Source organism: Bacillus sp. SW14 (assembly GCF_047608225.1).
Classification (GTDB): Bacteria; Bacillota; Bacilli; order Bacillales; family Bacillaceae; genus Bacillus; species Bacillus subtilis_G.
In genome coordinates, this window is sequence record NZ_JBLKRW010000001.1 from 2,849,982 (window position 1) to 2,875,291 (window position 25,310).

26 protein-coding genes, 2 pseudogenes and 3 riboswitches are annotated in these 25,310 nt (G+C 45.2%); of the genes and pseudogenes, 10 read left to right on the plus strand and 18 right to left on the minus strand.

Annotated features, from left to right (window positions below; translation table 11 throughout):
• Positions 1–71: 71 nt before the first annotated feature.
• Genes ACMX2I_RS14650 through ykoG form a run of 3 tightly spaced genes read right to left on the minus strand, consistent with a single transcriptional unit; the run spans position 72 to position 2,800 of the window.
• Entirely contained in the window at positions 72–749 is a 678-nt protein-coding gene (locus tag ACMX2I_RS14650; protein WP_414957306.1) for a PepSY domain-containing protein, read from the minus strand.
• Entirely contained in the window at positions 749–2,110 is a 1,362-nt protein-coding gene (locus ACMX2I_RS14655; protein ID WP_414957307.1) for an ATP-binding protein, read from the minus strand. Before ACMX2I_RS14655 ends, ACMX2I_RS14650 begins: the two co-directional genes overlap by 1 nt.
• 3 nt (positions 2,111–2,113) lie before the next feature.
• Complete coding sequence (ykoG, locus tag ACMX2I_RS14660) at positions 2,114–2,800, minus strand: two-component system response regulator YkoG (protein WP_414957308.1); 687 nt, start codon at positions 2,798–2,800, stop codon at positions 2,114–2,116.
• 102 nt (positions 2,801–2,902) lie between these two features.
• Positions 2,903–3,015: riboswitch (TPP riboswitch) on the plus strand.
• Positions 3,016–3,109: 94 nt separating this feature from the next.
• Between ykoG and ACMX2I_RS14665 the strand changes: the two genes are divergently transcribed.
• From ACMX2I_RS14665 to thiX, 4 genes are read left to right on the plus strand one after another with little or no spacing between them, the layout of a single operon-like run.
• A complete protein-coding gene (locus ACMX2I_RS14665) occupies positions 3,110–3,712 on the plus strand; it encodes a YkoF family thiamine/hydroxymethylpyrimidine-binding protein (protein ID WP_414957309.1) in 603 nt (200 codons plus the stop codon).
• 1 nt (position 3,713) lies between these two features.
• On the plus strand, positions 3,714–4,313 hold the full coding sequence (locus ACMX2I_RS14670; RefSeq protein WP_087990948.1) for an ECF transporter S component: 600 nt from the start codon (positions 3,714–3,716) through the stop codon (positions 4,311–4,313).
• A complete protein-coding gene (locus ACMX2I_RS14675) occupies positions 4,300–5,943 on the plus strand; it encodes an ABC transporter ATP-binding protein (protein ID WP_414957310.1) in 1,644 nt (547 codons plus the stop codon). Before ACMX2I_RS14670 ends, ACMX2I_RS14675 begins: the two co-directional genes overlap by 14 nt.
• Complete coding sequence (gene thiX, locus ACMX2I_RS14680; RefSeq protein ID WP_414957311.1) at positions 5,918–6,682, plus strand: HMP/thiamine ABC transporter permease ThiX; 765 nt, start codon at positions 5,918–5,920, stop codon at positions 6,680–6,682. Before ACMX2I_RS14675 ends, thiX begins: the two co-directional genes overlap by 26 nt.
• Before the next feature lie 33 nt (positions 6,683–6,715).
• Here the strand turns inward: thiX and rsbRB are convergent, their stop codons facing one another.
• Entirely contained in the window at positions 6,716–7,549 is an 834-nt protein-coding gene (gene rsbRB / locus ACMX2I_RS14685; protein ID WP_087990945.1) for an RsbT co-antagonist RsbRB, read from the minus strand.
• A 223-nt stretch (positions 7,550–7,772) separates the two neighbouring features.
• On the opposite strand from rsbRB, the gene isp reads away from it, so the two are divergent.
• A complete protein-coding gene (gene isp / locus ACMX2I_RS14690) occupies positions 7,773–8,732 on the plus strand; it encodes a serine protease Isp (RefSeq protein ID WP_414957312.1) in 960 nt (319 codons plus the stop codon).
• A gap of 131 nt (positions 8,733–8,863) precedes the next feature.
• A riboswitch (SAM riboswitch) is annotated at positions 8,864–9,019 on the plus strand.
• Positions 9,020–9,146: 127 nt separating this feature from the next.
• On the plus strand, positions 9,147–11,435 hold the full coding sequence (metE, locus tag ACMX2I_RS14695) for a 5-methyltetrahydropteroyltriglutamate--homocysteine S-methyltransferase (RefSeq protein ID WP_414957313.1): 2,289 nt from the start codon (positions 9,147–9,149) through the stop codon (positions 11,433–11,435).
• A gap of 41 nt (positions 11,436–11,476) precedes the next feature.
• Here the strand turns inward: metE and ACMX2I_RS14700 are convergent, their stop codons facing one another.
• Positions 11,477–12,103: a histidine phosphatase family protein gene (locus tag ACMX2I_RS14700; protein WP_414957314.1), complete on the minus strand. Its 627-nt coding sequence runs from the start codon at positions 12,101–12,103 to the stop codon at positions 11,477–11,479.
• Between the two features lie 135 nt (positions 12,104–12,238).
• Between ACMX2I_RS14700 and ACMX2I_RS14705 the strand changes: the two genes are divergently transcribed.
• Positions 12,239–12,709 carry a nucleoside deaminase gene (locus ACMX2I_RS14705; protein ID WP_087990941.1) on the plus strand — a complete coding sequence of 157 codons (471 nt, stop codon included), beginning with the start codon at positions 12,239–12,241 and terminating at the stop codon, positions 12,707–12,709.
• Here ACMX2I_RS14705 and ACMX2I_RS14710 read toward each other — a convergent pair.
• Positions 12,706–13,819, minus strand: a pseudogene (locus ACMX2I_RS14710) (glycosyltransferase). The gene ACMX2I_RS14705 and the pseudogene ACMX2I_RS14710 sit on opposite strands and share 4 nt — an antisense overlap.
• Positions 13,820–13,943: 124 nt before the next feature.
• Positions 13,944–14,354 carry an organic hydroperoxide resistance protein gene (locus ACMX2I_RS14715; RefSeq protein ID WP_414957315.1) on the minus strand — a complete coding sequence of 137 codons (411 nt, stop codon included), beginning with the start codon at positions 14,352–14,354 and terminating at the stop codon, positions 13,944–13,946.
• A 141-nt stretch (positions 14,355–14,495) separates the two neighbouring features.
• Here ACMX2I_RS14715 and ohrR point away from each other — a divergent pair, with 141 nt between their 5' ends.
• Complete coding sequence (ohrR, locus tag ACMX2I_RS14720) at positions 14,496–14,939, plus strand: organic hydroperoxide resistance transcriptional regulator OhrR (RefSeq protein ID WP_087990939.1); 444 nt, start codon at positions 14,496–14,498, stop codon at positions 14,937–14,939.
• 32 nt (positions 14,940–14,971) lie between these two features.
• Here ohrR and ACMX2I_RS14725 read toward each other — a convergent pair whose 3' ends face one another.
• From ACMX2I_RS14725 to ACMX2I_RS14765, 9 genes are all read right to left on the minus strand, one after another.
• Positions 14,972–15,397: an organic hydroperoxide resistance protein gene (locus tag ACMX2I_RS14725; protein WP_087990938.1), complete on the minus strand. Its 426-nt coding sequence runs from the start codon at positions 15,395–15,397 to the stop codon at positions 14,972–14,974.
• 129 nt (positions 15,398–15,526) lie between these two features.
• Positions 15,527–16,774, minus strand: coding sequence for a glutamate-5-semialdehyde dehydrogenase (proA, locus tag ACMX2I_RS14730; RefSeq protein ID WP_414957316.1), 1,248 nt, complete (start codon positions 16,772–16,774; stop codon positions 15,527–15,529).
• An 11-nt stretch (positions 16,775–16,785) separates the two neighbouring features.
• On the minus strand, positions 16,786–17,883 hold the full coding sequence (proB, locus tag ACMX2I_RS14735) for a glutamate 5-kinase (protein WP_289346996.1): 1,098 nt from the start codon (positions 17,881–17,883) through the stop codon (positions 16,786–16,788).
• Between the two features lie 359 nt (positions 17,884–18,242).
• Positions 18,243–19,145, minus strand: coding sequence for a formyltetrahydrofolate deformylase (purU, locus tag ACMX2I_RS14740; RefSeq protein WP_414957317.1), 903 nt, complete (start codon positions 19,143–19,145; stop codon positions 18,243–18,245).
• A 70-nt stretch (positions 19,146–19,215) separates the two neighbouring features.
• Positions 19,216–19,533: a multidrug efflux SMR transporter subunit YkkD gene (gene ykkD / locus ACMX2I_RS14745; RefSeq protein ID WP_003218500.1), complete on the minus strand. Its 318-nt coding sequence runs from the start codon at positions 19,531–19,533 to the stop codon at positions 19,216–19,218.
• Complete coding sequence (ykkC, locus tag ACMX2I_RS14750) at positions 19,533–19,871, minus strand: multidrug efflux SMR transporter subunit YkkC (RefSeq protein WP_087990933.1); 339 nt, start codon at positions 19,869–19,871, stop codon at positions 19,533–19,535. Before ykkC ends, ykkD begins: the two co-directional genes overlap by 1 nt.
• A 77-nt stretch (positions 19,872–19,948) precedes the next feature.
• A riboswitch (guanidine-I (ykkC/yxkD leader) is annotated at positions 19,949–20,060 on the minus strand.
• A 32-nt stretch (positions 20,061–20,092) separates the two neighbouring features.
• On the minus strand, positions 20,093–20,608 hold the full coding sequence (locus tag ACMX2I_RS14755) for a GNAT family N-acetyltransferase (RefSeq protein WP_148963812.1): 516 nt from the start codon (positions 20,606–20,608) through the stop codon (positions 20,093–20,095).
• A complete protein-coding gene (locus ACMX2I_RS14760) occupies positions 20,598–21,125 on the minus strand; it encodes a DinB family protein (protein ID WP_414957318.1) in 528 nt (175 codons plus the stop codon). Before ACMX2I_RS14760 ends, ACMX2I_RS14755 begins: the two co-directional genes overlap by 11 nt.
• Before the next feature lie 91 nt (positions 21,126–21,216).
• A complete protein-coding gene (locus tag ACMX2I_RS14765) occupies positions 21,217–21,948 on the minus strand; it encodes a DUF421 domain-containing protein (RefSeq protein WP_414957319.1) in 732 nt (243 codons plus the stop codon).
• Positions 21,949–22,077: 129 nt separating this feature from the next.
• Here ACMX2I_RS14765 and ACMX2I_RS14770 point away from each other — a divergent pair.
• A pseudogene (locus tag ACMX2I_RS14770) lies at positions 22,078–22,193 on the plus strand (hypothetical protein); the annotation flags it as partial.
• Positions 22,194–22,260: 67 nt separating this feature from the next.
• On the opposite strand, the gene hmpA reads toward ACMX2I_RS14770, so the two are convergent.
• Positions 22,261–23,460: an NO-inducible flavohemoprotein gene (gene hmpA, locus ACMX2I_RS14775; RefSeq protein ID WP_414957320.1), complete on the minus strand. Its 1,200-nt coding sequence runs from the start codon at positions 23,458–23,460 to the stop codon at positions 22,261–22,263.
• A 245-nt stretch (positions 23,461–23,705) separates the two neighbouring features.
• A complete protein-coding gene (locus tag ACMX2I_RS14780) occupies positions 23,706–24,224 on the minus strand; it encodes an acyl-CoA thioesterase (protein ID WP_087991041.1) in 519 nt (172 codons plus the stop codon).
• A 183-nt stretch (positions 24,225–24,407) separates the two neighbouring features.
• On the opposite strand from ACMX2I_RS14780, the gene ACMX2I_RS14785 reads away from it, so the two are divergent.
• The gene (locus ACMX2I_RS14785; protein WP_414957321.1) at positions 24,408–25,268 is read left to right on the plus strand and encodes a dimethylarginine dimethylaminohydrolase family protein; all 861 of its coding nucleotides are present in this window, start codon (positions 24,408–24,410) and stop codon (positions 25,266–25,268) included.
• The last annotated feature ends 42 nt before the right edge of the window (positions 25,269–25,310 follow it).

A 25,310-nucleotide genomic window follows, 5' to 3' on the forward strand; every position in this document is an offset into this window, starting at 1 on the left:
TGTATGAGTTCAGTTTACACACTCAACATGAAAGGAAAACGAGAGAAAGATAAGAATTTGATGAGAAAACGTCAGTCTTCATACATAATGTTCGCAACTTTTCCGGTGTAGGCATTGATTTTCACTGTCGCTTCTTTATCATCCGGAAGATCAACATCCACTTCAAAGATGAGAGTGCCCCCACTTTCTTCGAGATCTGCGTCATCCGCCGTCCCACCCGTTTCTCTCTCTGCAATGGTTTTCGCTTCTTTTTTCGTAATCGGTGTTTTTGGTTGATCTTCACCGCTGATTCGATCAGCAGACACGACTGCTTTTGCCTGCATGTCTACCTTCACTTCGTATGTTTTTCCGTCTTTTTTTTGAATGGTATATGTGGCAACACGATTCTGATGTGTTTGTTTTTTGACGGTTCCCGGGACCCGCTCAAGTGCGAGTTGCTCGGCTTCTTTTTCTGTCATGACAGATGGATTCATCGCTTTAATTCTGTTCATCGAAAGAATGTCAGCCGATTTTGCATCAGCTTTTATAAAATAAGTTCCCTTTGGATTTTCAAGGGTCATATCATATGTTTTTTTATCCTTTGATTGTGTTACATTCGTGATCTCGCCTTCATAAGAGGCTTCGACTTTTTTTACGACAGCCTCCTTTGACATTACATCTTCATGGGTTTGCCAAATGATAAGAACCGCACAGATGATGATGGCTAAAACCGCCGCTGCAACAGATATTGCTTTGATTGTTTTGTTCATCAGCCTCCCCCATTCTGTTCTCTGAATTCCATAGTGACAGCTGTTCCTTGTTCCGGCGTACTTTTTACAGACAGCTCAAGGCCGTGCTCATCGGCGATTTGCTTGGCAATGGAAAGGCCTAAACCCGTTCCGCCTGTTTTTCTGTTTCGTGCCTCATCCGCTCGGTAGAACCGTTCGAACAGGTGCGGGATATGCTCCTCAGCTATTCCGATGCCTTCATCCCTTACTGACAGAAACGGCAGCCCATTCCTCGTTCCGGCTGTCATCACAATGGCTTTTTCACTATATTTAATGGCATTATCGAGCAAAATGGTCAGCAGCTGCTTGATGCGTTCTTCATCAGCTATTACAAACAGGCTCTCCTTATCTGTTTCAAGAAAAATGTCACGCTGATAGACAGGCTGGAGCGTTTGCATGACAGTGCGAGACACTTCAACCAGATCGATTGTTTTCAGATCAAGCTCAAGGCCTTCGTGGCTTTTGGCCAATGTCAGAAGCTGATTGGTCAGTTTTTTCATATGCAGCGCTTCTGAATAAATAGCTTCTATCGATTCCTCAAGCACTTCCGGCTTTTTTGCCCCCCATCGCTTCATCAGGCTGCTGTAGCTTTCTATAATTGTGAGCGGGGTTTTCAATTCGTGTGAAGCATCTTGAACGAATTGCTGCTGTTTATCATAATGCTCTTTCAGCATCATCGCCATCTCATTAAACGTCAGCCCCATCTGATATAACTCGTCGTGGGACTGTCCTTCCAAGGAAATCGTTTTGAATGCTTTCTCCCGCTGTATGTCTTTCATCGTCATCATTAATCGCCTGATCGGATTGATGATCCGGCGGGCGAGCAAGCTTCCCGCAAAAAAAGAAGCGATACAGACAGCAGCACTCGCAGCGATTAAGATGATTTTCAGCAGAAACAGACTCTCTTCTGTGTTCTCCAGCCTTTCAACCAGCTGAAGAGATACCACTTGCCCATCGGTCCAAATAACCGGAACAGCAGCTTCAGCAAACAGTTTGCCGTCATGTTTCCTTACATCTGCAGTTTCACCGCTATGAAAAGCGAGAGGGAATTCTTTATACGCTTTTTCTTTTGTTATGGTCATAACGGCTTTTTGATCTCCATTCACAACACGGACCATGCCGTTTGCCGGAAGATAGGCCTGCATCATGTCCTGCAAAGCCACTCCTTCTGTTTCAGCAGTATGCAATGCTTCGGCGATGTTACTGGTCTCATCTGCAAGCCGGGCCGCATCCTTTGATGTCAGGGCGGATGAAAAAATGAGATAGACCGCGGTATGGACCAGAATTAATAACAGTAACAGCGATAGTGATGTGTATAGATGAATCTTGGTCTTTAGCTTCATTTTTTACCCCTTAATGGCATAGCCAACCCCGCGAATCGTATGGATCAGCTGTTTTTCGTAAGGATAATCCAACTTTTTTCTGATGTATCTGATGTAGACGTCCACGACATTTGTATCACCAATATAATCAAATCCCCATACTGAGCTTAAAATCTGCTCCCGTGTCAGCACTTGCTGCGGATGCTTCAGCATATAGACGAGCAAATCAAATTCCCGCGGCGTTAATTCCACCTCTTTGTCTCCGCGTCTCACTTCACGTGTTTTTTCATTCACCCGTAAGTCGTCATAAGTAAGAAAGGTGTCAATATCTTTTGTTTTTGTCCCGTTTTGGCGTAGTGCCGCCCTGGTTCTGGCAAGTAATTCTTCAATTTCAAACGGCTTTGTGACATAGTCATTGGCACCGATGTCCAGTCCAGTTACCTTATCAGGCACACTGTCGCGCGCCGTTAATAAAATGACCGGTGTTTGCGAATCCGTTTTTCTCAAGCGGCGCAGCACCTCCAGGCCGCTAAGTCCCGGAAGCATAACATCAAGAAGCACCAAGGTATACCCGCCTTCCGCTGCCGCATTCAGCCCTTCCGTACCATTGTGTTTCATGGTAACGCTGTAACCTTCATACTCCAATTCAAGCTGAAGCACTCTGGCGATTTTTTCTTCATCTTCCACAATTAATATGTGTCCTTTTTCCAAATCCGATCATCCCTCTCCTGACTCGATATGAAAAAAATGATTTCTTGGTTTACAAAATGATTCTTATCATCTATTATGATGTCAACATAAAAAATTGTATACGGAAAGCACTAGGGGTGCTGTTTTGGCTGAGATAAAGCGTGGGAGTAACGCGCTTTGATCCCTTATGACCCGATCTGGATAATACCAGCGTGGGGAAGTGCAGGTTGACCGAATGGTGTATTTTTTGTGCGCTTAATCGATCTCTTACTGCATATTCCCTTAGAATATGCAGTTTTTTATTTTACCAAAAAACAAGGGGTGAAAGAAATGGAGCAAATATGCGGTACAAGCAGAATCGCCGGTTTTCGGTTCTCTTTATATCCGATGACAGATGATTTTATCAATGTGATCAAGTCTGCACTGAAAAAAACCGACACATCTAAGGTTTGGACGAAAACCGACCATATCAGCACGGTCTTACGAGGATCAACTGATCATGTATTCGATGCAGCCAAAGCCATTTATCTTAACGCGGCAAACAGCGAAAAACACATCGTCATGAACGGCACGTTTTCCATCGGATGCCCGGGCGACACACAAGGAGATACATATCTTTCCGCAGACGATAATCGTGTCAATGAAGATGCTGTCCGGAGCCTGAACGCGGAAGCGCCGTGCCAATTTGCCCTTTATCCGATGAATGAGCCGGATTATATGGACTTGATCATGGAAGCTGTCGACATTGCGAAAGCAGAAGGCACCTTCGTACAAGGTGTCCATTACGCGAGTGAGCTTGACGGGGATGCGCATGACGTATTCAGGACATTGGAAGCCGTTTTACGTATGGCTGGAAAGCAAACAAAGCACGTAACCATGACTGTGAATGTTTCAGCTAACAGTCCATCTAGAAAAAACAGAAAGCAGGGATAAAATGAAAAGCTGGAAAGTAAAAGAAATTGTGATTATGTCCGTTATCAGTATCGTTTTTGCCGTGGTTTATTTATTATTTACGCATTTTGGAAACGTACTTGCAGGTATGTTCGGTCCAATCGCTTATGAACCGATTTACGGTATTTGGTTTATCGTTTCCATCATCGCCGCGTACATTATTCGAAAACCCGGAGCGGCGCTTGTTTCTGAAGTCATAGCCGCTCTCGTTGAATGCCTGTTGGGAAATCCATCTGGCCCGATGGTCATCGTCATCGGCATCGTTCAAGGTCTCGGGGCTGAAGCTGTATTTCTCGCGACGCGCTGGAAAGCATACTCTCTGCCTGTACTTATGCTGGCAGGAATGGGATCTTCAGTAGCCAGCTTTATCTATAATCTATTTGTTTCTGGCTATATTGCCTATTCACCAGGTTATCTTCTCATTTTGCTTATGATCCGTCTTGCTTCCGGCGCACTTCTTGCGGGACTTCTCGGGAAAGCTGTCAGCGACTCTCTCGCTTATACGGGCGTGTTAAACGGAATGGCACTCGGAAAGGAACTGAAAAAGAAACGGAAACGGGTATCAGAACATGCAAGCCTTTGATAAGCTCCTCACGGTTGACAGGCTCAGCTTCTCTTATGAAGAAGACGAGAAACCGGTTTTTCAAAGCATTTCGTTTGAGCTTCAAAAAGGAGAATGCGCTTTATTGCTAGGACCGAGCGGGTGCGGAAAAAGCTCGCTCGCCCTTTGTTTAAACGGTCTCTACCCGGAGGCTTGCGACGGTACACAGTCGGGGCAAGTATTTTTACTTGAAACGCCGGTCACAGACCCTGGAGCCTCCGAAACAGTAGCCCAGTATGCCGGGGTCGTCTTTCAGGACCCCGATCAGCAGTTTTGCATGCTGACGGTGGAGGACGAAATCGCTTTCGGGCTGGAAAATCTGCAGATTCCGAAAGAAGAGATGACGGAGAAGATCGATGCCGTTTTAGAAAAATTACGTATTGCTCATTTAAAAGAAAAAACAATATCCACTTTGTCAGGAGGACAAAAGCAGAAAGTTGCGCTCGCCTGTATTTTAGCGATGGAGCCCGAGCTCATTATGTTAGACGAGCCGACTTCTCTTCTAGATCCTTATTCAGCGAGGGAGTTCGTTCACATGATGAAAGATCTTCAGCGCGATAAAGGCTTCAGCCTCCTTGTCATTGAGCATCAGCTTGATGACTGGACGCCTTGGGTTGAAAGAACGATCGTGCTGGACAAAGCAGGAAAAAAAGCGCTGGATGGCCGAACACAAGATCTATTTCAGCACGAAGCGGCAACCCTAAAGCAAATGGGCATCGCGATTCCAAAAGTGTCTGATCTGCAGAAAAAGCGGAATATGCCGTTTACTTTATCAAAGGAAACGCTGTTCAAAGAGCCTTTTCCTGCCGAGTATGCAGATAAGAAAGAAGCTCCTTCTGGAAAGAGTGTGCTGGAAGTCAGCGGCCTTTCATTCGCCAGAGGACAGCAGACGATTTTCAAAGACCTGAGCTTTTCATTGCACGAAAGCTCTTTGACGGCGCTTGTCGGCCCGAACGGCACTGGAAAATCGACGCTTTTATCTGTTCTAGCACGTCTTATGAAGCCGCAAAGCGGCAAGATTCTTCTATATGATCAGCCGCTGCAGTCATATAAAGAAAAAGAACTGCGAAAACGTTTGGGATTTGTTTTTCAAAACCCAGAGCATCAGTTCGTCACCGATACGGTGTATGACGAGCTGATGTTCGGCCAAAAAGCAAATGCTGAAACTAAGGAAAAAGCGCAGCATCTGCTGGATCGTTTCAGTCTTGCGCATTTGGCTGATCATCATCCGTTTGCGATCAGCCAAGGGCAAAAACGGCGCCTGAGCGTCGCTACCATGCTCATGCATGACGTAAAGGTTTTATTATTAGACGAACCAACCTTTGGCCAGGACGCCCGCACGGCGGCTGAATGCATGGATATGATTCAGCGTATCAAGGAAGAAGGAACCGCTGTCCTTATGATTACGCACGATATGGAGCTTGTATCTTCGTATGCCGACAGCGTGCTTGTTCTCCACGATACGAATCTAGCTTTTGACGGATCTCCAGCGCAGTTATTTTCTCAGGAAAAAGGGCTTGTCCAAAAAGCAAAGCTCACCCTCCCCCTTCTATATGAATGGATGGCCCGCCAAGAGGAGGTGCGTGATGAAGCAGCCGTTACATCTCATTAATCCGGCAGTGAAAGCGGCGGCAGTTTTTTGCTGTGTCGTCATGCTGTCGTTTATTTACAATCCTTACACCCCTGCGTGTTTTTATATCATCATCGTTGCCGGTGTCCTATTGGCGGCCAGAATCCCCTTGAAAAAATGGTTTTTGTTTACGATTCCGTTTTTGATTTTGGCTTTCGGATGCGTATGGACAGCCGCTGTTTTTGGAAAGGTCCCGACAACTCCGGATAATTTCTTGTTTCAAGCCGGCCCTATCTCAATCAACAGCGATAATGTCTCTGTCGGCATTTCTCTCGGGTTTCGTATTTTGTGCTTTTCCGCCTTATCGATGATGTTTGTTTTTACGACCGATCCGATTTTATTTATGCTGAGCCTTGTCCAGCAATGCAAGCTCTCACCAAAGCTCGCATATGGGATCATTGCAGGCTTTCGTTTTCTTCCGCTGTTAAAGGATGAAATCCAGCTGATTCAACAGGCTCATAAAATCAGAGGAGGAGCGGCGGAGAGCGGCTTCATTGAGAAAATCAGCGTGCTAAAGCGGTATACCATCCCGCTGTTGGCAAGCGCCATCAGAAAAGCGGAACGGACAGCGCTTGCGATGGAATCGAAAGGTTTTACAGGAAGCAGGAACCGGACATATTACCGGACCCTGACCGTAAACCGCCGCGATTGGCTGTTCTTTTGCCTCGTTCTCTTGTTATTCGCAGGATCTTTACTCGTATCCTTATGTTTTGCCTCATAAAAATCCGCTATCGGTTGATAGCGGATTTTTTTCTTATTGATGATAGTTTAATGCCTGGGCAAGATTGGTTTTAATTGTAATATTCGAAAAATCAATCCCCAGCTGTACAGCGGTTTGCGCGATTTCAGGCCTGATTCCTGACAGGGTTGACCTGACACCGATTAAAGTGAGCGCCTCAATCAATTTAAAGATTTGGTGCGCCACCATCGTATCAACCACCACCACACCTGATAAATCGATCAACAGATGCTCCACGCGTCTTTTTGCACAAGCATGAAGCGTGTTTTCCAGAATGAACTTTGCCCGTTCGGTATCAATGTCACCGACAAGCGGCAGCAGAGCTGTTGATTTGCTCAAGGTGATGACAGGCGAGCTTAATTCCAATATCATTTCTCTCTGAGCGTTTAATTGCTGTTTGGCATTCGCTTCAGCGTGATCGACAAATGTATAAATGGTAAAGTCAAAGACTTTTACAATCAAATCGGCCCATTTTTGTTTCTCTCCCGGTTCAAACGCCGACTCATTTTCTTCTGCGAACTTCTCAAAATACTTCGTATATAATCTCCGGTTTCTCATAAACTCCCGAATCACATACTGAACCGGAGTGTCGAGATGCTTTTGATCGTTCGTCAGCTCAATAACCCACACTTGAAATTCTTCGAGAAATTGTTTTTCCGGTAAAACATACATGTCATTCAGATGCCGGTAAAATTCTCTGTCCTGTTCTTTCAATTCTTCCGTTACAGATGCATTATGTAAGGCATAAATCGAATTCGGATCGCTTTCTTCCATCGTTTCAATCCATTCATCAGCCATTTGTTCCACATACTCTGAAAAAAATGCATATAATTTTTCATTCAGTTTCATCACACTACTCCTTTCCCCAAACACTATTATAACTTGACTGACAGCTGAATCCCAGTCATACAAGCTGAAGACATCCAATATTTTGAAAATAACTAATTCTTTGGGTTGTATCCTATTTTTTCAAAATGCTTCAAATGGCTCTGTCCGAGCGGTTGCTTTTTTCATATAATGTGAAGCAACATCCTTGTATCCACTTGCAAGCATAAAAAAGGAGGGCTTTTTTATGAATGGTGAAATCCGCTTGATCCCGTATGTGACGAATGAGCAGATCATGGATGTAAACGAGCTTCCTGAAGGCATTAAAGTGATTAAGGCGCCAGAAATATGGGCAAAAGGGGTAAAAGGAAAAAATGTGAAAATTGCTGTATTGGACACGGGCTGCGACATAAGCCATCCTGATTTAAAAAACCAAGTCATCGGCGGAAAGAACTTCACGGATGATGACGGCGGCAAGGAAGATGTGATTTCCGACTACAACGGACACGGCACACACGTCGCCGGAACGATTGCAGCTAACGATTCAAACGGCGGCATTGCCGGGGTCGCGCCTGAGGCAAGCCTATTGATTGTGAAAGTTCTTGGCGGTGCAAACGGCAGCGGCCAATATGAATGGATTATTAACGGCATTAACTACGCTGTGGAACAGAAAGCCGATATCATCTCGATGTCCCTTGGCGGACCGAACGATGTGCCGGAGCTTGAAGAAGCGGTGAAAAACGCCGTCAAAAACGGAGTGCTTGTCGTTTGCGCAGCGGGAAATGAAGGTGACGGAAACGAACGAACAGAAGAGCTTTCCTACCCTGCGGCTTATAATGAAGTGATCGCGGTTGGATCTGTTTCCGTAGCGCGTGAATTATCAGAATTTTCTAACGCCAATAAAGAGATTGATCTTGTGGCACCGGGAGAAAATATAGTGTCCACCCTTCCTAACAAGAAGTACGGTAAGCTTACCGGCACTTCAATGGCTGCCCCTCATGTCAGCGGAGCGCTTGCTTTAATCAAAAGCTATGAAGAAGAATCATTTCAACGAAAGCTTTCTGAAACTGAAGTTTATGCACAGCTGGTCCGCAGAACACTCCCTCTCGATATTGCAAAAACGCTGGCAGGTAATGGATTCCTGTATTTAACCGCTCCTGATGAGCTGGCAGAAAGAGCAGCGCAATCACATTTGATGACCCTATAAAATTATTTTTCTTATATAACATAAACCACATATAGTAAATAAAATTTCAAATTCTATGTTGACAACAAATTTGAATTACTGTTAAGATTACCAACAAATGATTCAACTTTTCAAAAAATTAATAACATTTTCTCTTATCGAGAGTTGGGCGAGGGATTGGCCTTTTGACCCCAACAGCAACCGACCGTAATTCCATTGTAAAATGGGGCGCACTGCTTTTCGCGCCGAGACTGCTGTCTCATAAGGCACGGTGCTAATTCCATCAGATTGTGTCTGAGAGATGAGAGAGGCAGTGTTTTACGCAGAAAAGCCTCTTTCTCTCATGGGAAAGAGGCTTTTTGTTGTGAGAAAACCTCTTAGCAGCCTGTATCCGCGGGTTAACGAGAGTGTTTTACATATAAAGGAGGAGAAACAATGACAACCATCAAAACATCGAATTTAGGATTTCCAAGAATCGGACTGAACAGAGAATGGAAAAAAGCGCTTGAAGCGTATTGGAAAGGCAGCACTGATAAAGATACGTTTTTAAAGCAAATCGACGACCTCTTTTTATCCGCAGTAAAAACACAAATCGACCAGCAGATTGATGTTGTGCCTGTTTCTGATTTCACACAGTATGACCATGTACTCGACACAGCAATCAGCTTCAACTGGATTCCGAAACGATTCAGACATTTGACTGACGCTACCGATACATACTTCGCTATCGCCCGCGGAATAAAAGACGCCGTATCTAGTGAAATGACAAAATGGTTTAATACAAATTACCATTACATCGTTCCTGAATATGACGAAAGCATTGAATTCCGCCTGACAAGAAACAAACAGCTCACAGATTACCGCCGGATCAAACAGGAATACGGAGTTGAAACAAAACCTGTGATTGTCGGCCCTTATACGTTCGTTACGCTTGCTAAAGGCTATGAACCGTCTGAAGCAAAAGCGATCCAAAAACGTCTTGTGCCGTTATATGTACAGCTTTTGAAAGAACTTGAAGAAGAAGGCGTAAAATGGGTTCAAATCGATGAGCCGGCGCTTGTTACAGCCTCTAGCGAAGATGTCCGCGGCGCAAAAGAATTATTTGAAAACATCACAAGTGAACTTTCATCCTTGAACGTGCTGTTGCAAACGTATTTTGATTCTGTTGATGCTTACGAAGAGCTGATCTCTTACCCAGTACAGGGAATTGGCCTTGATTTCGTTCACGATAAGGGCAGAAACCTGGAACAGCTGAAAACACACGGCTTTCCAGCAGACAAAGTGCTGGCAGCCGGCGTGATCGACGGACGCAACATTTGGAAAGCGGATCTCGAAGAACGTCTCGATGCCGTTCTTGATATTCTCAGCATTGCAAAAGTGAATGAACTGTGGATTCAGCCTTCCAGCAGCCTGCTGCACGTTCCGGTAGCGAAGCACCCTGACGAGCATTTGGAAAAGGATCTGCTGAACGGATTATCGTACGCAAAAGAAAAACTAGCCGAGCTGACAGCTTTGAAAGAAGGCTTAGTATCAGGAAAAGCGGCGATCAGCGAACACATTCAGCAGGCTAAAACGGATATTCAGGCGCTCAAACAGTTTGCAACAGGCGCGAATTCCGAACAGAAGAAAGAGCTTGAGCAATTAACCGATAAAGACTTCAAACGCCCGATTCCGTTTGAAGAACGTTTAGCCCTGCAAAATGAATCTCTCGGCCTTCCGCTTTTGCCGACGACTACGATCGGAAGCTTCCCGCAGTCTGCTGAAGTGCGGAGCGCACGCCAAAAATGGCGGAAAAATGAGTGGTCTGATGAACAGTATCAAAACTTTATCAATACAGAAACAAAACGATGGATTGATATTCAGGAAGAATTGGAACTTGATGTCCTTGTTCACGGTGAATTTGAACGGACAGACATGGTCGAATACTTCGGTGAGAAGCTGGCCGGCTTTGCCTTCACAAAATACGCATGGGTTCAATCATACGGCTCACGCTGTGTCCGCCCGCCAGTCATTTACGGAGATGTTGAATTTATTGAACCGATGACAGTGAAAGACACGTTATATGCACAGTCATTGACATCCAAGCATGTGAAAGGAATGCTGACCGGCCCAGTTACAATCTTAAACTGGTCTTTCCCTCGAAACGACATTTCGAGAAAAGATATCGCTTTCCAAATCGGGCTCGCCCTTCGCAAAGAAGTAAAAGCGCTTGAGGACGCAGGCATTCAAATCATTCAAGTCGATGAGCCAGCGCTGCGAGAAGGCCTTCCATTGAAAACCCGCGATTGGGATGAGTATTTGACTTGGGCGGCTGAAGCATTCAGATTAACCACTTCTTCCGTGAAAAATGAGACGCAAATTCATACACATATGTGCTACAGCAACTTCGAAGACATCGTCGATACGATCAATGATCTTGATGCCGATGTGATTACAATCGAACACAGCAGAAGCCACGGAGGATTTTTAGATTACTTAAAAGACCATCCGTATTTGAAAGGGCTCGGCCTTGGTGTATATGACATTCACAGCCCTCGGGTGCCGTCAATTGAAGAAATGTACGACATTATCGTGGATGCGCTTGCCGTCTGTCCGACTGACCGCTTCTGGGTAAATCCAGACTGTGGATTGAAAACAAGACAACAGGAAGAAACGGTCGCAGCATTGAAAAACATGGTTGAGGCAGCGAAGCAGGCAAGAGCTAAACAAACACAGCTTGTATAAGTAAGATAGAAACCATCTGCCTTTGGCAGATGGTTTTTCTATTAGAAAGCGGGAATCGGTTTCCGATGCTTCCCGTCCCCTTCTACTACTATTTTGGCTGTTCCATTTTCATCGAATTCCACAAGGCTCAATGATGTATCATGTATGTAAGCAGAATTCCATATGTCATTAACGCGTCTTCCCTTTATGATATTTAACAGCATTAATATAAAGACAGAATGGGTAACCAAAAGAACATTACCGGAAGAATGACTGTCCAAAATCGTTTGGAGAGCCAGCCTTACCCGGCTTTCAAGATCAAAAAATGTTTCACATCCCGGCTGGCGATAAGCTTCGGGATAATGTAAATAAGCATGAAAAAGATCAGGTTCGTTTCTTTCAATATCCTCTTGTTTTTTTCCTTCCCATGAGCCTAGTGACATTTCTCTGAACATATGATCTTTAACCAGCGGGGGCCGGCGCGATCCCAGTATAGTTTTTGCCGTCTCTTCTGTCCGCTTGCTCGGGCTGATGTAAACCTGATTGAATTCAATATCCCGCAAACGCTCCCCAAGAGCGCGGGCGTTGTACAGTCCAAGTTCTGTTAAATCTGAATCCAGCCAGCCCTGCATCCGTTTTTCCACATTCCATTGAGTCTGTCCGTGCCTGGCAATATATAAATGCAGCATGATCACCCCTCCACTTTTCTCCTCTTATCTTAGCAAATCCCCCAAATATTTTGTTTATTTTGCACTATTTTGAGAATGTTCTTTGCACTTCTTTTCGGCTATACTGATAACACTCAATTGACAGGAGGGTTTAGGATGAATCATGAAAAGTTCTTAAAACGGGCTGTCGACCTTGCTCGCGAAGGAGTGAACGCAGGAGTTGGCGGGCCTTTCGGTGCTGTTATTGTGAAAGACGGAGCCATTATTGCCAAGGGGCAGAACAGCGTCACAACAAGCAATGATCCGACTGCCCACGCGGAAGTGACGGCTATTCGAAACGCCTGCAAGGCGCTTGGAACATACCAGCTTAATGACTGCATTTTGTATACGAGCTGCGAGCCATGCCCCATGTGCCTAGGCGCCATCTACTGGGCCCGGCCGAAAGCTGTTTTCTATGCAGCGGAGCATACAGACGCCGCCGAAGCTGGATTTGATGATTCATTCATTTATAAAGAAATTCTTAAACCTGCTGAAGAAAGAACAATCCCCTTTTATCAAGTGACTCTGACGGAGCATTTATCCCCGTTTCAGGCATGGCTTGCTTTTGACAATAAAAAAGAATATTAAAGGATCAGGGCATGTGCGGCCTGATCCTTTGTTAATTCGCTGAGAAGCTCCTGTGCACGCGCGCACTTCGGGTTTGCTTTCAGCGCTTTTTGCAAATACAAAACAGCAGTCATATGCTGACGCAATTCAGCATGGCAGACACCGAGCCAGCAGCTTGATCTAAAATCGGCTGCTCCCTTCAACCTGTACGTACAGATGATGTTCACTATCGGTTTGCAGGCAAGCCTCAAACGCTGTGATCGCTTCTCTGACTTTTTTCAGCTGATACATAATGATTCCTTTATAATAGTGAAGGGTGCAGTAATCCGGATAATGCGTCAGCGCTTCATGGATATCCTGTTCCGCTTCTTCGTACCGTTCTGCTTCAATTAATAATTTATACTTTACATAATAGCTAGCTGGCGGCGGAATTTGCTTTTTTCTTTTACATTCATTGATACAATCCATTGCCAGCCGGAAGGCTTTATCAGGTTCGTTTCCTCTGTCATACTCAGCTGCTTTCTGACAAATGAGAGACGGCTCAGCAGAGGATGTCAGCAATGCTGCATTTAATAAACTGATGTTGCGTTGATGCTTTTGCTGTGCCTCCTGCTCTAAATAGCCGTAATGGTGAATGATACATGGCAGCGAGAAAGTGCTGCTTGCTTCTTCTCCCTCAGGTCTCTCGCCGATACTTCCCGTAAATGTTATGTTTCGCTGATTCCGGAACAGCCTGATCTGCCTTTGTTCAAACGCTTCATTTTCAACCCATTGCTTTCCTGTATAATTCACGACCTTCACGCAACCGAGAGACGGCAGGCTGTCAGTCAGCAGCGAAGGCAATAGGCTGCCCGTTTCCGGGTCTAGTTCTTCATCGGCATCCAAGATCAATATCCACTCTCCCTTGGCATGCTGTAAACTAATATTTCTCGCTTGTGAAAAGTTCTGTTCCCATATATGATGATACACTTGGGCATGAAAACTTTTGCAAATATCTTCCGTCCGATCGCTTGATCCCGTATCAACCACAATGATTTCATCAGCTATATGCTGCACACTCTCTAAACAGCGTGCGATATGGCGTTCTTCATTTTTCACAATCATACAGACGGACAGCTTTGGTCTTTTCATGTACTCACCTTTTCTCTAGTCTGAATTCACCTATACTACATGTATTCACACTTCGAAAAGTTCATGCCCGCCTCGCATGCTTCCGCATAAAAAAACATCCTGAGAATCCTCAGGATGCCGGTCATTATTTTAATTCTAACGTTACCTCAATATTTCCTCTCGTAGCCTTTGAATAAGGACAGAATTCATGAGCAGCATTAACAAGCTCCTGTGCCTTGTCCCGATCCAAATTTTTCGTGTTCACCACAAGTGTGACGCCGATTTTAAACCCGTCGTCGCTCTCATCCTTCATAAGGCTGACCTGGCCTTCAATTTCGGAATCAATGGTAACATTTTGCTCTTTGGCCACGTGTTCGAGCGCGCCGCCGAAGCACGCAGCATATCCTGCCGCAAAGAGTTGTTCCGGATTTGTGCCGGTTTGTCCTTCTTTTTTTGCATTAGGCATTACAATATCAAAATCAAGAACACCGTCATCTGATGTAATATGTCCTGCCCGTCCGCCGCGAGCGGTTGCTTTTGCTGTAAATAGTGCCATCATTCTCATCCTCCTTATTTCGATCTAGTTGTTATATTTCCCATTCTGAACTTTTTAAACATGCTATGTTTGCCGAGAATAGGAAAAGTAGTGTTTTTCAGATACAATAGAATGGAATGACGGAAAGAGTTGGTGAACAAGATGGAAAATGAATTTGACCATATGAAATTGGAGAATCAGCTTTGTTTTTTGCTATATGCAAGTTCGCGGGAAATGACAAAGCAATACAAGCCGCTGCTTGACAAGCTGAATGTGACGTACCCTCAATATTTGGCCTTGCTATTGTTATGGGAACACGAAACGCTTACTGTCAAAAAAATGGGTGAGCTGCTGTATTTAGATTCGGGGACGCTCACTCCGATGCTAAAGCGAATGGAACAGCAGGATTTGATTACAAGAAAAAGGTCTGAAGAGGATGAACGGTCCGTGCTGATCAGCCTGACAGAGGACGGAGCGTTATTAAAAGAAAAAGCGGCTGACATTCCCGGAACGATCCTGGGGCTCTCAAAGCAGTCCGGGGAGGAACTGAAACTGTTAAAATCCGCTCTATATACATTGCTGGAAACACTTCATCAAAAAAATTGAGGATGCCTTTTATGAGGCATCCTCTTTTTCGTTTATTCAGCTACTTCAAGCGTAACATCGATATTTCCGGAAGTTGCTTTTGAATACGGGCAGACGCCGTGTGCTTTTTGCACAAGTGCCTGTAATTCTGATGCACTGATTCCTTTCCCTTTCACCTGAAGCGTCACACCCAGCTTGTAGCCTTGATCCGCTTCATCCTTTAACAGGCTGACATGCGCTGTAACCTCTGTTTCCACTTTCACTCGTTCTGTTCTTGCTACCAGCTGCAGCGCGCTGTCAAAGCAAGCTGCGTAACCTGCTGCAAACAGCTGCTCCGGATTTGTCGCTTTTTCTAATTTATTTGCTCTCGGTGTCCCCGGCATTGCGACATCAAGCTCAAGAACGCGGTCTGATGAAATTACCTTTCCTTCTCTTCCTCCTACCGCTGAAACAGTAGCTGTAAATAATGGCTGGCTCATTTTCCATTCCCCCAATATATATTTTATACAATTAAATTTTACACAATCTAATTTACGATGTCAATTTTTCCGCGCACAAAAAAAGCTTATCCCGGTTGAGATAAGCTTTTTCATTGAACTTTGCTCCCGCTATTCGCGGATTTGCCCTGTTCCTTTGATGACGTATTTAGTAGAAGTCAGTGCAGGAAGCCCCATCGGCCCTCTTGCATGTAGCTTTTGCGTACTGATGCCGATTTCAGCTCCGTAGCCAAATTCAAAGCCGTCGGTAAAACGGGTTGACGCATTATGATAGACCGCAGCAGCGTCGACAGCCGTTTGAAAATAAACCGCATTCTTATCATCTTCAGTTAAAATCGCTTCTGAATGATTGGTGCCGTATTGTTGGATATGCTTCACAGCTTCTTGGACATTGTCAACCGTCTTTATGCTGAGGACAGGCGCTAAAAATTCTGTCTCCCAATCTTCTTCCGACGCTTGTTTGCTTGAAGGATGAAGTTCACACACAAATTCATCACCGCGAATGTCAACTCCCGCTTTTTCCAGTTGGGCAAGCAATTCTTTCCCGTGCTTCTCCGCCCACGCCTTGTGAATCAGCAATGATTCAATTGCATTACACACAGAAGGGCGCTGTGTTTTCGCGTTTACGACAACCTTTTCCGCCATTTGCGGTTTGGCTGTCTCGTCAATGAAAATGTGGCAGTTTCCTGCTCCGGTTTCTAACACGGGCACAGTTGATTCTCTCACAACGAGATCGATCAGCTTTTTGCCTCCGCGCGGGATTAATACGTCTAAGCCATCATTTAACGTAAAGAGTTCTTTTGCCGTTTCTCTGCTCGTATCCTCAATCAGCTGTACGGCGTCAATTGGAAGCGGAGACTGCTCAAGCGCTCTGTGAATGACACTGACGAGGGCTTTGTTGCTGTGAATGGCTGAGGAGCTCCCCCGCAGGACAACCGCGTTTCCCGTTTTTAAGCAGAGGGTTGCCGCATCGACTGTAACGTTCGGTCTCGCTTCATAAATCATTCCGACCACACCAAGCGGAACACGGATTTTTTCGATAAGCAGGCCGTTCTCCTTTTCAATTGTTTCAAGTGATTCACCGACCGGATCTGCCAAATCAATTAAAAGCTCTACTGCGTCCGCTATATCACGAATGCGTTTCTCATCCAGGGTCAGGCGATCAATGATATCAGATGTTAAGCCATTGTTCTTTCCGTTCTCAATGTCTTTCGCATTTTCGGCTAAGAGAAAATCCTTTTCATGTCGGAGCCCGTTTGCAATGAGGCTGAGCGCCTCATTTTTTTCAGCCGTTGTTTTCATGATCAGTTCCGCTGCTGCTTCGTTTGCCAGCTTCGCTTTTACAGAAACTTCACTCATTTTTCCGCCTCCTAGTCTTTTAAATTGACCCAGTCATTCCTGTGGATCACCTCAAACGTTTTCTCAAAATCAAGTTCATCACTGCGTTTGCCTTTCGCCGCCACAATCTCCTCGGAGGAGTAATGCGTTTGGCCTTTTCCGATCACGCCGCCCGGCCCCCGGACTTCTACGACCGCCCCTTTTGGAAAACTTCCATTTACGCCCACTACGCCAGCCGGCAACAGGCTGCTTCCGTTATGGATCATCGCCTCCTCGGCACCCGCATCAATCACGATTTCTCCTGCTATCGGCGAGTGGAACTGAATCCACTGTCTCGTGTTGTTAACCGAGGACAGTTCTTTGTCTCCGATATAAGTGCCATCTCCCCTGCCATCCAAAATGTCCGCAAGCTTTTGCTCTCCGCTGCCTGTTCCAATGAACACTTTCACGCCAAGAGACAGCGCGGTTTGTGCGGCTAACAGCTTTGATTTCATACCGCCGGTGCCGACCTTTGATCCGGCTGAACCGGCATACCCCAGCAATTCGGGCGTGATCTCAGGCAAATCATCAAATCGTTTCGCCTCAGGATTTTCATTCGGATTGGCATCATACAGACCGTTGATATCAGTGAGAATCATAAGCTGATCCGCATGAATCAATCCGCTGACTAACGCAGAAAGCATGTCATTATCCCCGAATGTCAATTCTTCAACAGATGTAGAGTCGTTTTCATTGATAATCGGAATGACGCCGCGCTCCAGTAATTCCATCATCGTTGCATACGCGTTTCGATAGCGTTCTCTTTTCGAAAAATCATTTCTCGTTAAAAGGATCTGTCCCGGAGTCAGTGAGTATTGTTTGAATTGATTCATATATTGCTGCATTAACAGTGTTTGTCCGACCGCGGCCGCCGCTTGTTTTCCTTTAATGGTAACAGGGCGGGAAGGATAACCGAGGCTGGAAAACCCCGCCGCTACGGCTCCCGAGGTAATCAGAATCATTTCATGTCCCGCTTTCTTCAACAGGGAAATAGCCTGAACATGCTCTCTGATTTTCGCCTCATCAATGCTTCCGTTGCTATTCGTGAGCGAACTGCTTCCTATTTTCACTACTATTCTTTGTTTTTTCATTTATTCTCCTCCGAGGCTCTTCGCCAGCCAACTTACAATAAAAAAACCCATTCGATCCTGATTCATAAGGACGAAATGGGTTTCCGTGGTGCCACCTTGATTGAACGCGCTTATGCACGCTCCGCTCTCCTGTAACGCCAGGTTATGCGCCTAGGTTTTCCCCCTAAGACTCCAAGGCAGGTTCGGCAGGTTTCATGCGGCAAAATGTTTCAGCGATTCATTTTGCTCTCTGTCACAGAAAGGTCTGCTTACTAATCCTCTTCAACGCTCAATGATTTTTTTATATTATGCAAAGAAAAAAGTCTCTTGTCAAGTTTTCGTCACCAAAAAATGCCCGCATAGCGCGGGCATTTTGCAGTCTAGTTAAAGACGATTGTTTTATTTTCATGAACGATGACGCGGTCTTCCAAATGCCATTTCACAGCACGCGCAAGCACGCTGCGTTCAATTGTTCTGCCGATGTTTTTCAGCGCTTCTGCATTGTCCCGGTGGTCCACACGCTCAATATCCTGTTCAATGATCGGCCCTTCGTCAAGATCGTTTGTGACATAGTGAGATGTCGCTCCGATCAGTTTCACGCCGCGCTCGTAAGCCCGTTTGTACGGATTCGCACCGATAAAAGCAGGCAGGAACGAATGGTGGATATTGATGATGCGATTCGGATGAGCCGAAACAAAGTCAGGTGTTAAGATCTGCATATAGCGAGCGAGAACAATTACGTCAATCTCGTATTGCTCAAGCAGCTCAAGCTGCTTCTTTTCGACTTCCGCTCTGATGTCTTTGTTCGCTTTCATATAGTGGAATGGAATGTTCAGCCGCTCTACCAGCTCTCTCGCATCCTCATGGTTGCTGATGACAACAGCAATTTCCGCCATAAGGTTGCCGGTTTGCCATTCCCAAATCAGCTCATGCAGACAGTGAAGTTCCTTTGAAACAAAAATGGCGACACGCTTCAGCTCGCTTGCCAATGTTAAGCTCCATGTCATGTCGAAGTTTTCCGCAACAGACGCAAACGCCTCCTGCAGTGTTTCTTTTTTCTCGCGAATGTCCGCGCTGTCGAATTCGATTCTCAGAAAGAACCGGCCGCCTTCAGGGTCTGTCGTATATTGGTTGGATTCTATAATATTGGCGCCGTGTTCAAATAAAAACGCGGAAACCGCAGAAACGATACCCGGCTGATCAGGACAGCTGACCAAAAGACGCCCTTTATCCTCATTTCCGTCACGGTATTCGTTCAACCGCTGTGTCATATATGATTTCATGAATAATCCCTCTTATCTTTATAAGTCTAAACTATTTATCCATTATACTGAAGATTTGATAAAAATCAATTTATGACAGAATTTTTAAACCAACCGCTGAACATAAAATCAAAGCGATAAAAAAGATCCGTTTGGCGTCTTTCGGCTCCTTGTAAAAGAGGATGCCGACAAGCGCTCCGCCGGCGGTGCCAATGCCTGTCCAGACAGCGTAAGCCGTGCCCATCGGAATGGTTTCCATGGCATACGACAGTAAGGAAAATGAAGCGGCAAAACCAACAATGATCAACAGCACCCATTTCACACTTTTTTCTTTCGCATATTGATTCATAAGGGCCACGCCGGCCATCTCCAAACAGCCCGCGCACAATAAACTGATCCAATGCAGCATTATGCCTCACCTCCTTTTTCCTCTGTCTCATCCGGTGTCACAAGCTTCAATCCGATCACACCAATTAAGAGCACACCGATTAACAAAAGCTTCGGCCATCCAACCGGCTCATGAAACAGAATGATTTCACTCAGCACTGTTCCTGCCGTGCCAAGTCCGGTAAAGACGGCATACACGGTTCCGACAGGCAGACTGTTTGTCGCTTTCATTAAAAGATAAAAGCTGACTATGATGCCGACGGCAGTGCCGCTCCATGTTAAAGCTGAGTCAGCATGCTTTAAGCCTACCACCCAAACAACCTCGAAAACGGCGGCAAGCACGACTAATCCCCATTTCATTTCAAGTCATTCCTTTCTTTCCAGTAAGATTCTCCGAAAACAAAAAAACCCCGGACAGTCGTCTCACATGAGATTGACTCTCCCGGGCTTTTTTCCCTCCGTGTGCATACACGCCTCTATTTACGCGTATGTGTTTTCTCTCGGACCAGTCCATGTCCATTGACATGCGGAACCCTAGAAAACTTTACCTGACATCATGATACTAAACTCAGCTCTATCTTTCAATTGTAAGATTTTCTTTCATATACTGCGATCGGTTTATTCCATTTTCTGATCGTTCTATCGTAAAGCATGCCGATTTTCTCCGCTACCCGTATGGACGCTTTGTTATCAGGGTCAATCAAAGCCGCAATTGTGCCAAACTGCCGCTCGGTGAAGCCGTAGTCCAGGCAGGCCCGCGCCGCTTCTTGCGCATAGCCGTTCCCCCAGTGGCGGCGGGCAAACATATAGCCGATTTCCATTACGGTTTGATTTTCGATCTGCTGAGGAACAATGCCGCATTGCCCCAAAAAGTCCCCTGTCCGCTTATCTTCGGCGATCCACAGACTGACGCCGTACCCTTTTTCATTTCTCTTGTTCCAATTGATCCACTCGCGGGTTTGCCTTTTATCTTTTAAGCCGGAATAATATTTCATGACGTCAGGATCGTTAAATAGCTCAAACAAAGAGGCTTGATCCTGATCTTCCATACAGCGCAAACGCATTCGATCGGTCACAAGCTTCGTTTTAGCGCTCATATTTCACCATATCCTGCTTCCATTCTTTTTTGAGGGCTTCAATATGGGCTTGATGATAGCGGTTATGATCCGCCATATGCCAAATGCCCCACCGTATGGTCGCGGTGTCACTATCGTAAGAAAGCGGCTGATGCAAATCATTTTCAGTTAAGGTGTAACATACCGATTTCAGCTCGTTTACCACATGCCGATGTCTTTTCAGGAGTTCATCTAATCCGGGCTGATTCTCCGGTTCAGGCAGCCGTCCACTTTCATCTGTCATCGGGCCGTATGTCTGTTCAATATGATCCGGTATTCGGTTCTCCTTGATACGCCAGACCCATCTGATATCAACAGTTGCAATATGGCACAAAAGCTGAGCTGTGCTGTTTTTTGTTTGGCAGCGCCCCTTATAATAAAGTTCACTGTGTGTCATGTGACTTACGATAGAAGCCAGACGGAGACTGTTTTCTTCCACTGCGGAATATAATAGACTGACCGTCGGCGCCATGTCTTTTCTAATAGATAAGTCCTTCATGTTCAGTTCCCCTCCTAACAAGGTACATTTGACACCAAACAAAAATTCCCTTTAAAAAAGAAAAAGCTCTCGTTAAAAACAGAGAGCAATCTTAATTGTTATTTCCCGGTTTATATAAGTAGGGATCATGCTGCGGTTCGTTTGAGGTATTCAAATCAAGCGATATATCGCCGCGGGCATTCATCGTGCCAAGTGTAATCGAGGACAGCCGTTTGGGGCTGTACCCTTTTTTCTCAAGCTTCTCAAACAACCATGATCGGTTCTTTTGGAGGTATTTCAAATTATGATCAAGGATTTCACCATCCAGTATGAGTGGAATCGGGATAAAATTCCGTTCAGCTTCCATATTTAAATCCCGCACCTGCACCGCTCTCGCTTCCTCTTTTGGGATGACACTTACTTCTCCCGTTTCCTCAATGATGGCAAGATCAATGTCAGCCGGATCGGCATAGCCCTTTTCTCTCAGCTTTCCGAGCAGTTCATTAACAGTCAGCCTTTCTTTGCGCAGCCCCTGTTCATCAATATCCCCGTTTCGGATTAATACAGTCGGGCTTACGACAAGCATCCATCTCCATTTATTAGAAAGGGAGAGCTTGGTCATCAGAAGATAAAGCACTAAAAAAGAGCCCGCGTAATAAATCGACATTGGCAGCTTGGATGTAAGAATCGGTTCACTGATAATGGTTCCGATTGCGAAGGTCAAAAGCAGATCAAAATTGTTCATTTGTGACACGGCTTTTTTACCGGCAAGCCGAAACAGAATATACGCAATCGAAAATACGATAACTGGCTTCAGTAAAAATGCCCATACCATCCATAACACTGATCTTTACCTCCATCTGCTAGTCATATTGAGCCTATTGTGCCCCGAGGCATATCCTCTATGCATCAACCCTTTTATCCGGTGCCTAAATAGACAACGTGTACATCGCCGGCACATAACAGTGATCAATTGGCGCCACAACGTGAACAGCAGCAGACGTTCGACAGGCTAGCCGGTTTAGAGCGAAAATGGAGAAACAATGAATTGCTGAGAAGATGCAAGAACAACAAAATCCTGTAGAAACAGGCGCTTGTCTGCTCTTCTATCACAAAAAAACTCTTCTCAGAAAGGAGAAGAGTTTCATGTATATGATCAAACGGATTGTGCCAAACTTAATTGCGGGCCGAACAGCTCGTAATGGATAGAATCCGGCGCTGATCCGAGTTTTGACACAAGCTGATGCATCGCCGTAATAAATGTCGGTGAACCGCAAATATAATAATCCGCATCTGTATTGATAATCAATTCTTTGAGGAACTGCTGATCAATCTGTCCTTCATGAAACAGAAGGTCACCTGCACGGTCTTGCTCTGTCGGCTCGCGATACACAAATGCGGTTTTGACAAAAGAATGGTTTGCCGCTTCTTCCACTTCATGGCGCAATGCGTGGTATTCACTGTTTTTCGCGGCATGAATGAAAAGAATCTGCCGTTCAGGCTGCTTGGAAACAGACGTTTTCAGCATGCTGATCATTGGTGTTATGCCAACTCCGGCACTGATTAGAACAAGATCTTTTTGTGATGAAGGATCTAAAACAAAGTCCCCCGCCGGTGCGCTGATCTCTATTGAATCTCCCTCATGCAGTCCATCGTGTAAATACGTAGACACGGCACCGTCTTTCTTCACTGAAATTCGATAATCGTCTTTTCCCGGCATATCAGACAGGCTGTATTGACGGATTTGCGTATATTCAGCATCAGGAATCCGCACTTTGATGCTGATATACTGCCCCGCTTGAAATTCAGGTAACGGCTTGCCGTCTTCCGGCTTCAAATAGAAGGATATAATTTCTTTGCTTTCACGCTCTTTTTTTGCGATGACAAATGGCTTATACTCCTTCCAGCCGCCGGCTTGCTCCTCCGCCTGCTCATACATTTCTTTTTCAATTCCGATGAACGCGTCAGCGATTACTCCGTACGCTTTCTCCCATGCCTGCATAATGTCAGGTGTCGCAGCGTCTCCCAGAACATCTTTAATCGCAATCAGCAAATATTTGCCGACGATCGGATAATGTTCAGCCTTGATTCCGATACTCCGGTGCTTGTGGCCGATTTGTTTGACGACCGGAATGATATTTCCGAGCTGGTCAATATTTGCTGCAGCTGCAATAACGGCATTTGCAAGGGCAGTGCGCTGTGTTTTTTTCTTTTGGTTTGTTTGATTAAAAATGTTCAGAAGCTCTGGATGGCCTTGGAACATCAGATCGTAAAAACGGCCAGTGATGGCTTCCCCATGCTGTTGTAATACGGGTACAGTGCTTTTAATGATTTCGATTGTTTTATTATCTAACATTTCATAAACAATCCTTTCAAAAGATGTATTTAAAATATATCTTTAAGATACAAGATCTCGCGAATAAAAGATATATCTAAAATGAATCTTTAATAAAGTTGTCACAAGATTTTCAATTTATCGTGACAATTGTTGCTTTTTTATAGAATCCCCTAGCAAAAACGGACTAACCTTTGTAATGATCACCATAAGAAAGGTGCAAAGCACAAAAAAACCCAAAACAACATATGTTTTGGGTTTAACATTTACCAAGGCCTTTCAGTTCCGAGCGCATTTGCAAGAGCCTGGCTGTGCTTTTTGCGGTTTTTTCGTTCATTGGCGCGCTGAACCGCCGTATTATGCAGCATGATTTCTTCTTCTGTTTCCGGTACAACTCTCGGTACAGGCACCGGCTTGCCATTTGAATCCAATGCGACAAATGTCAAAAAGGATGTCGCGGCGAGTTCCCGTTCGCCAGTCATCAGGTGCTCCTTAATGACTTTTACAAACACCTCCATCGAGGAAGTGCCGACCCATGTCACATATGACTCCAAGCAGACAGACTCCTTTTGGCCGATCGGCTTCAGAAAATCCACTGAGTCCATCGAAGCGGTTACTGTTTCACGTCTGCAATGGCGCGCCGCGGAAATTGAAGCAATGTCGTCAATATAACTCATTAATTTTCCGCCAAACAGCGTGTTATGGTTGTTCGTATCAAGCGGGAACACCCTGCTGGTTTTTACAACCTTTGACTCTTTACAAAATCTTGTTTCCGGTGTTTCCATATCTTTCTCCCCTTTGATGTCTGATCGTTTAGCTACATGCACTTATATTCTCCTATTAAACAATATTCTCTGCCATTTGTCTAAAATTTAAAATGGTTTGCCTGTCTTCTTTCCAAAACGTTTAATGATTTTGGTGATGGGGGAATAATACCTGTATTCTTCAAACGGTCAGGAGGAGAATCAATGGAAGCATCCATCCCGAAACAACAGCAAAAAACGGTATGCCGAACGGAATACGGCGCACTCGAGAAAGTCATTTTATGCAGACCGGAGCATATGACGATAAAAGATGTCATAAACGAAACACAAAAACATTTTGAAGATGACAATATTCATGTGAAAACCGCTGCAGATCAGCACAGCCGCTTTATTGAAGCACTCAGGTCACATAACATCGAAGTCATCCTTTTGCCTGTCCGCGACGGACTCCCCGAGCAGGTCTTCACCCGGGACATAGGGTTTGTCATCGGAGAAAAAGCTTTCCTCTCGAGCATGACGGAACCGATTCGCCAAGGGGAAGAATCGGTCATAAAAGATTTTTTTCACAGTCAAGGCATTCCTTACACCCGTATGCTTGATACAAGCATTGAAGGCGGTGACGTCATTGTCGATGGTGAGATCGTCTATGTCGGAATCAGCCAGCGCACGAATATGTCAGCCATCGTCCAGCTGGAAGAGGCGCTTCCTGACTATACAATCGTCCCCGTTCACCTGCATGAAAAATATTTGCATTTGGACTGCGTCTTTAACATTGTATCTGAAAACGAAGCGTTAATTTATCCTCAAGCCCTTGAGCCAGAGGAAGTTGATATGCTGGCAAAACGTTATGATCTCATTGAAGTGCCAGAGGATGAACAATTTACGCTCGGAACCAACGTCCTTTCCATTGGAAGAAAAACGATTATCAGCCTCCCTTGCAACCGCCATGTCAATCAGCAGTTATCAAATAGAGGCTACCATATCATCGAAATTGACCTTACAGAAATTATTAAATCAGGCGGCTCCTTCCGGTGCTGTACGATGCCGCTGATGCGCGGCGAATGATCAATATTCCCCTTTTTCAAGTTTTGAACAGCTTATTTTATC

Excerpts from the sequence above, each read along its gene's own strand:
- ACMX2I_RS14650 (WP_414957306.1), bottom strand. The coding sequence starts at position 749 with ATGAACAAAACAATCAAAGCAATATCTGTTGCAGCGGCGGTTTTAGCC.
- ACMX2I_RS14655 (WP_414957307.1), bottom strand. The coding sequence starts at position 2,110 with ATGAAGCTAAAGACCAAGATTCATCTATACACATCACTATCGCTGTTA.
- ACMX2I_RS14665 (WP_414957309.1), top strand. The coding sequence starts at position 3,110 with ATGGAGCAAATATGCGGTACAAGCAGAATCGCCGGTTTTCGGTTCTCT.
- ACMX2I_RS14670 (WP_087990948.1), top strand. The coding sequence starts at position 3,714 with ATGAAAAGCTGGAAAGTAAAAGAAATTGTGATTATGTCCGTTATCAGT.
- ACMX2I_RS14675 (WP_414957310.1), top strand. The coding sequence starts at position 4,300 with ATGCAAGCCTTTGATAAGCTCCTCACGGTTGACAGGCTCAGCTTCTCT.
- thiX (WP_414957311.1), top strand. The coding sequence starts at position 5,918 with ATGAAGCAGCCGTTACATCTCATTAATCCGGCAGTGAAAGCGGCGGCA.
- rsbRB (WP_087990945.1), bottom strand. The coding sequence starts at position 7,549 with ATGAAACTGAATGAAAAATTATATGCATTTTTTTCAGAGTATGTGGAA.
- isp (WP_414957312.1), top strand. The coding sequence starts at position 7,773 with ATGAATGGTGAAATCCGCTTGATCCCGTATGTGACGAATGAGCAGATC.
- metE (WP_414957313.1), top strand. The coding sequence starts at position 9,147 with ATGACAACCATCAAAACATCGAATTTAGGATTTCCAAGAATCGGACTG.
- ACMX2I_RS14700 (WP_414957314.1), bottom strand. The coding sequence starts at position 12,103 with ATGCTGCATTTATATATTGCCAGGCACGGACAGACTCAATGGAATGTG.
- ACMX2I_RS14705 (WP_087990941.1), top strand. The coding sequence starts at position 12,239 with ATGAATCATGAAAAGTTCTTAAAACGGGCTGTCGACCTTGCTCGCGAA.
- ACMX2I_RS14715 (WP_414957315.1), bottom strand. The coding sequence starts at position 14,354 with ATGGCACTATTTACAGCAAAAGCAACCGCTCGCGGCGGACGGGCAGGA.
- ohrR (WP_087990939.1), top strand. The coding sequence starts at position 14,496 with ATGGAAAATGAATTTGACCATATGAAATTGGAGAATCAGCTTTGTTTT.
- ACMX2I_RS14725 (WP_087990938.1), bottom strand. The coding sequence starts at position 15,397 with ATGAGCCAGCCATTATTTACAGCTACTGTTTCAGCGGTAGGAGGAAGA.
- proA (WP_414957316.1), bottom strand. The coding sequence starts at position 16,774 with ATGAGTGAAGTTTCTGTAAAAGCGAAGCTGGCAAACGAAGCAGCAGCG.
- proB (WP_289346996.1), bottom strand. The coding sequence starts at position 17,883 with ATGAAAAAACAAAGAATAGTAGTGAAAATAGGAAGCAGTTCGCTCACG.
- purU (WP_414957317.1), bottom strand. The coding sequence starts at position 19,145 with ATGAAATCATATATGACACAGCGGTTGAACGAATACCGTGACGGAAAT.
- ykkD (WP_003218500.1), bottom strand. The coding sequence starts at position 19,533 with ATGCTGCATTGGATCAGTTTATTGTGCGCGGGCTGTTTGGAGATGGCC.
- ykkC (WP_087990933.1), bottom strand. The coding sequence starts at position 19,871 with ATGAAATGGGGATTAGTCGTGCTTGCCGCCGTTTTCGAGGTTGTTTGG.
- ACMX2I_RS14755 (WP_148963812.1), bottom strand. The coding sequence starts at position 20,608 with ATGAGCGCTAAAACGAAGCTTGTGACCGATCGAATGCGTTTGCGCTGT.
- ACMX2I_RS14760 (WP_414957318.1), bottom strand. The coding sequence starts at position 21,125 with ATGAAGGACTTATCTATTAGAAAAGACATGGCGCCGACGGTCAGTCTA.
- hmpA (WP_414957320.1), bottom strand. The coding sequence starts at position 23,460 with ATGTTAGATAATAAAACAATCGAAATCATTAAAAGCACTGTACCCGTA.
- ACMX2I_RS14780 (WP_087991041.1), bottom strand. The coding sequence starts at position 24,224 with ATGGAAACACCGGAAACAAGATTTTGTAAAGAGTCAAAGGTTGTAAAA.
- ACMX2I_RS14785 (WP_414957321.1), top strand. The coding sequence starts at position 24,408 with ATGGAAGCATCCATCCCGAAACAACAGCAAAAAACGGTATGCCGAACG.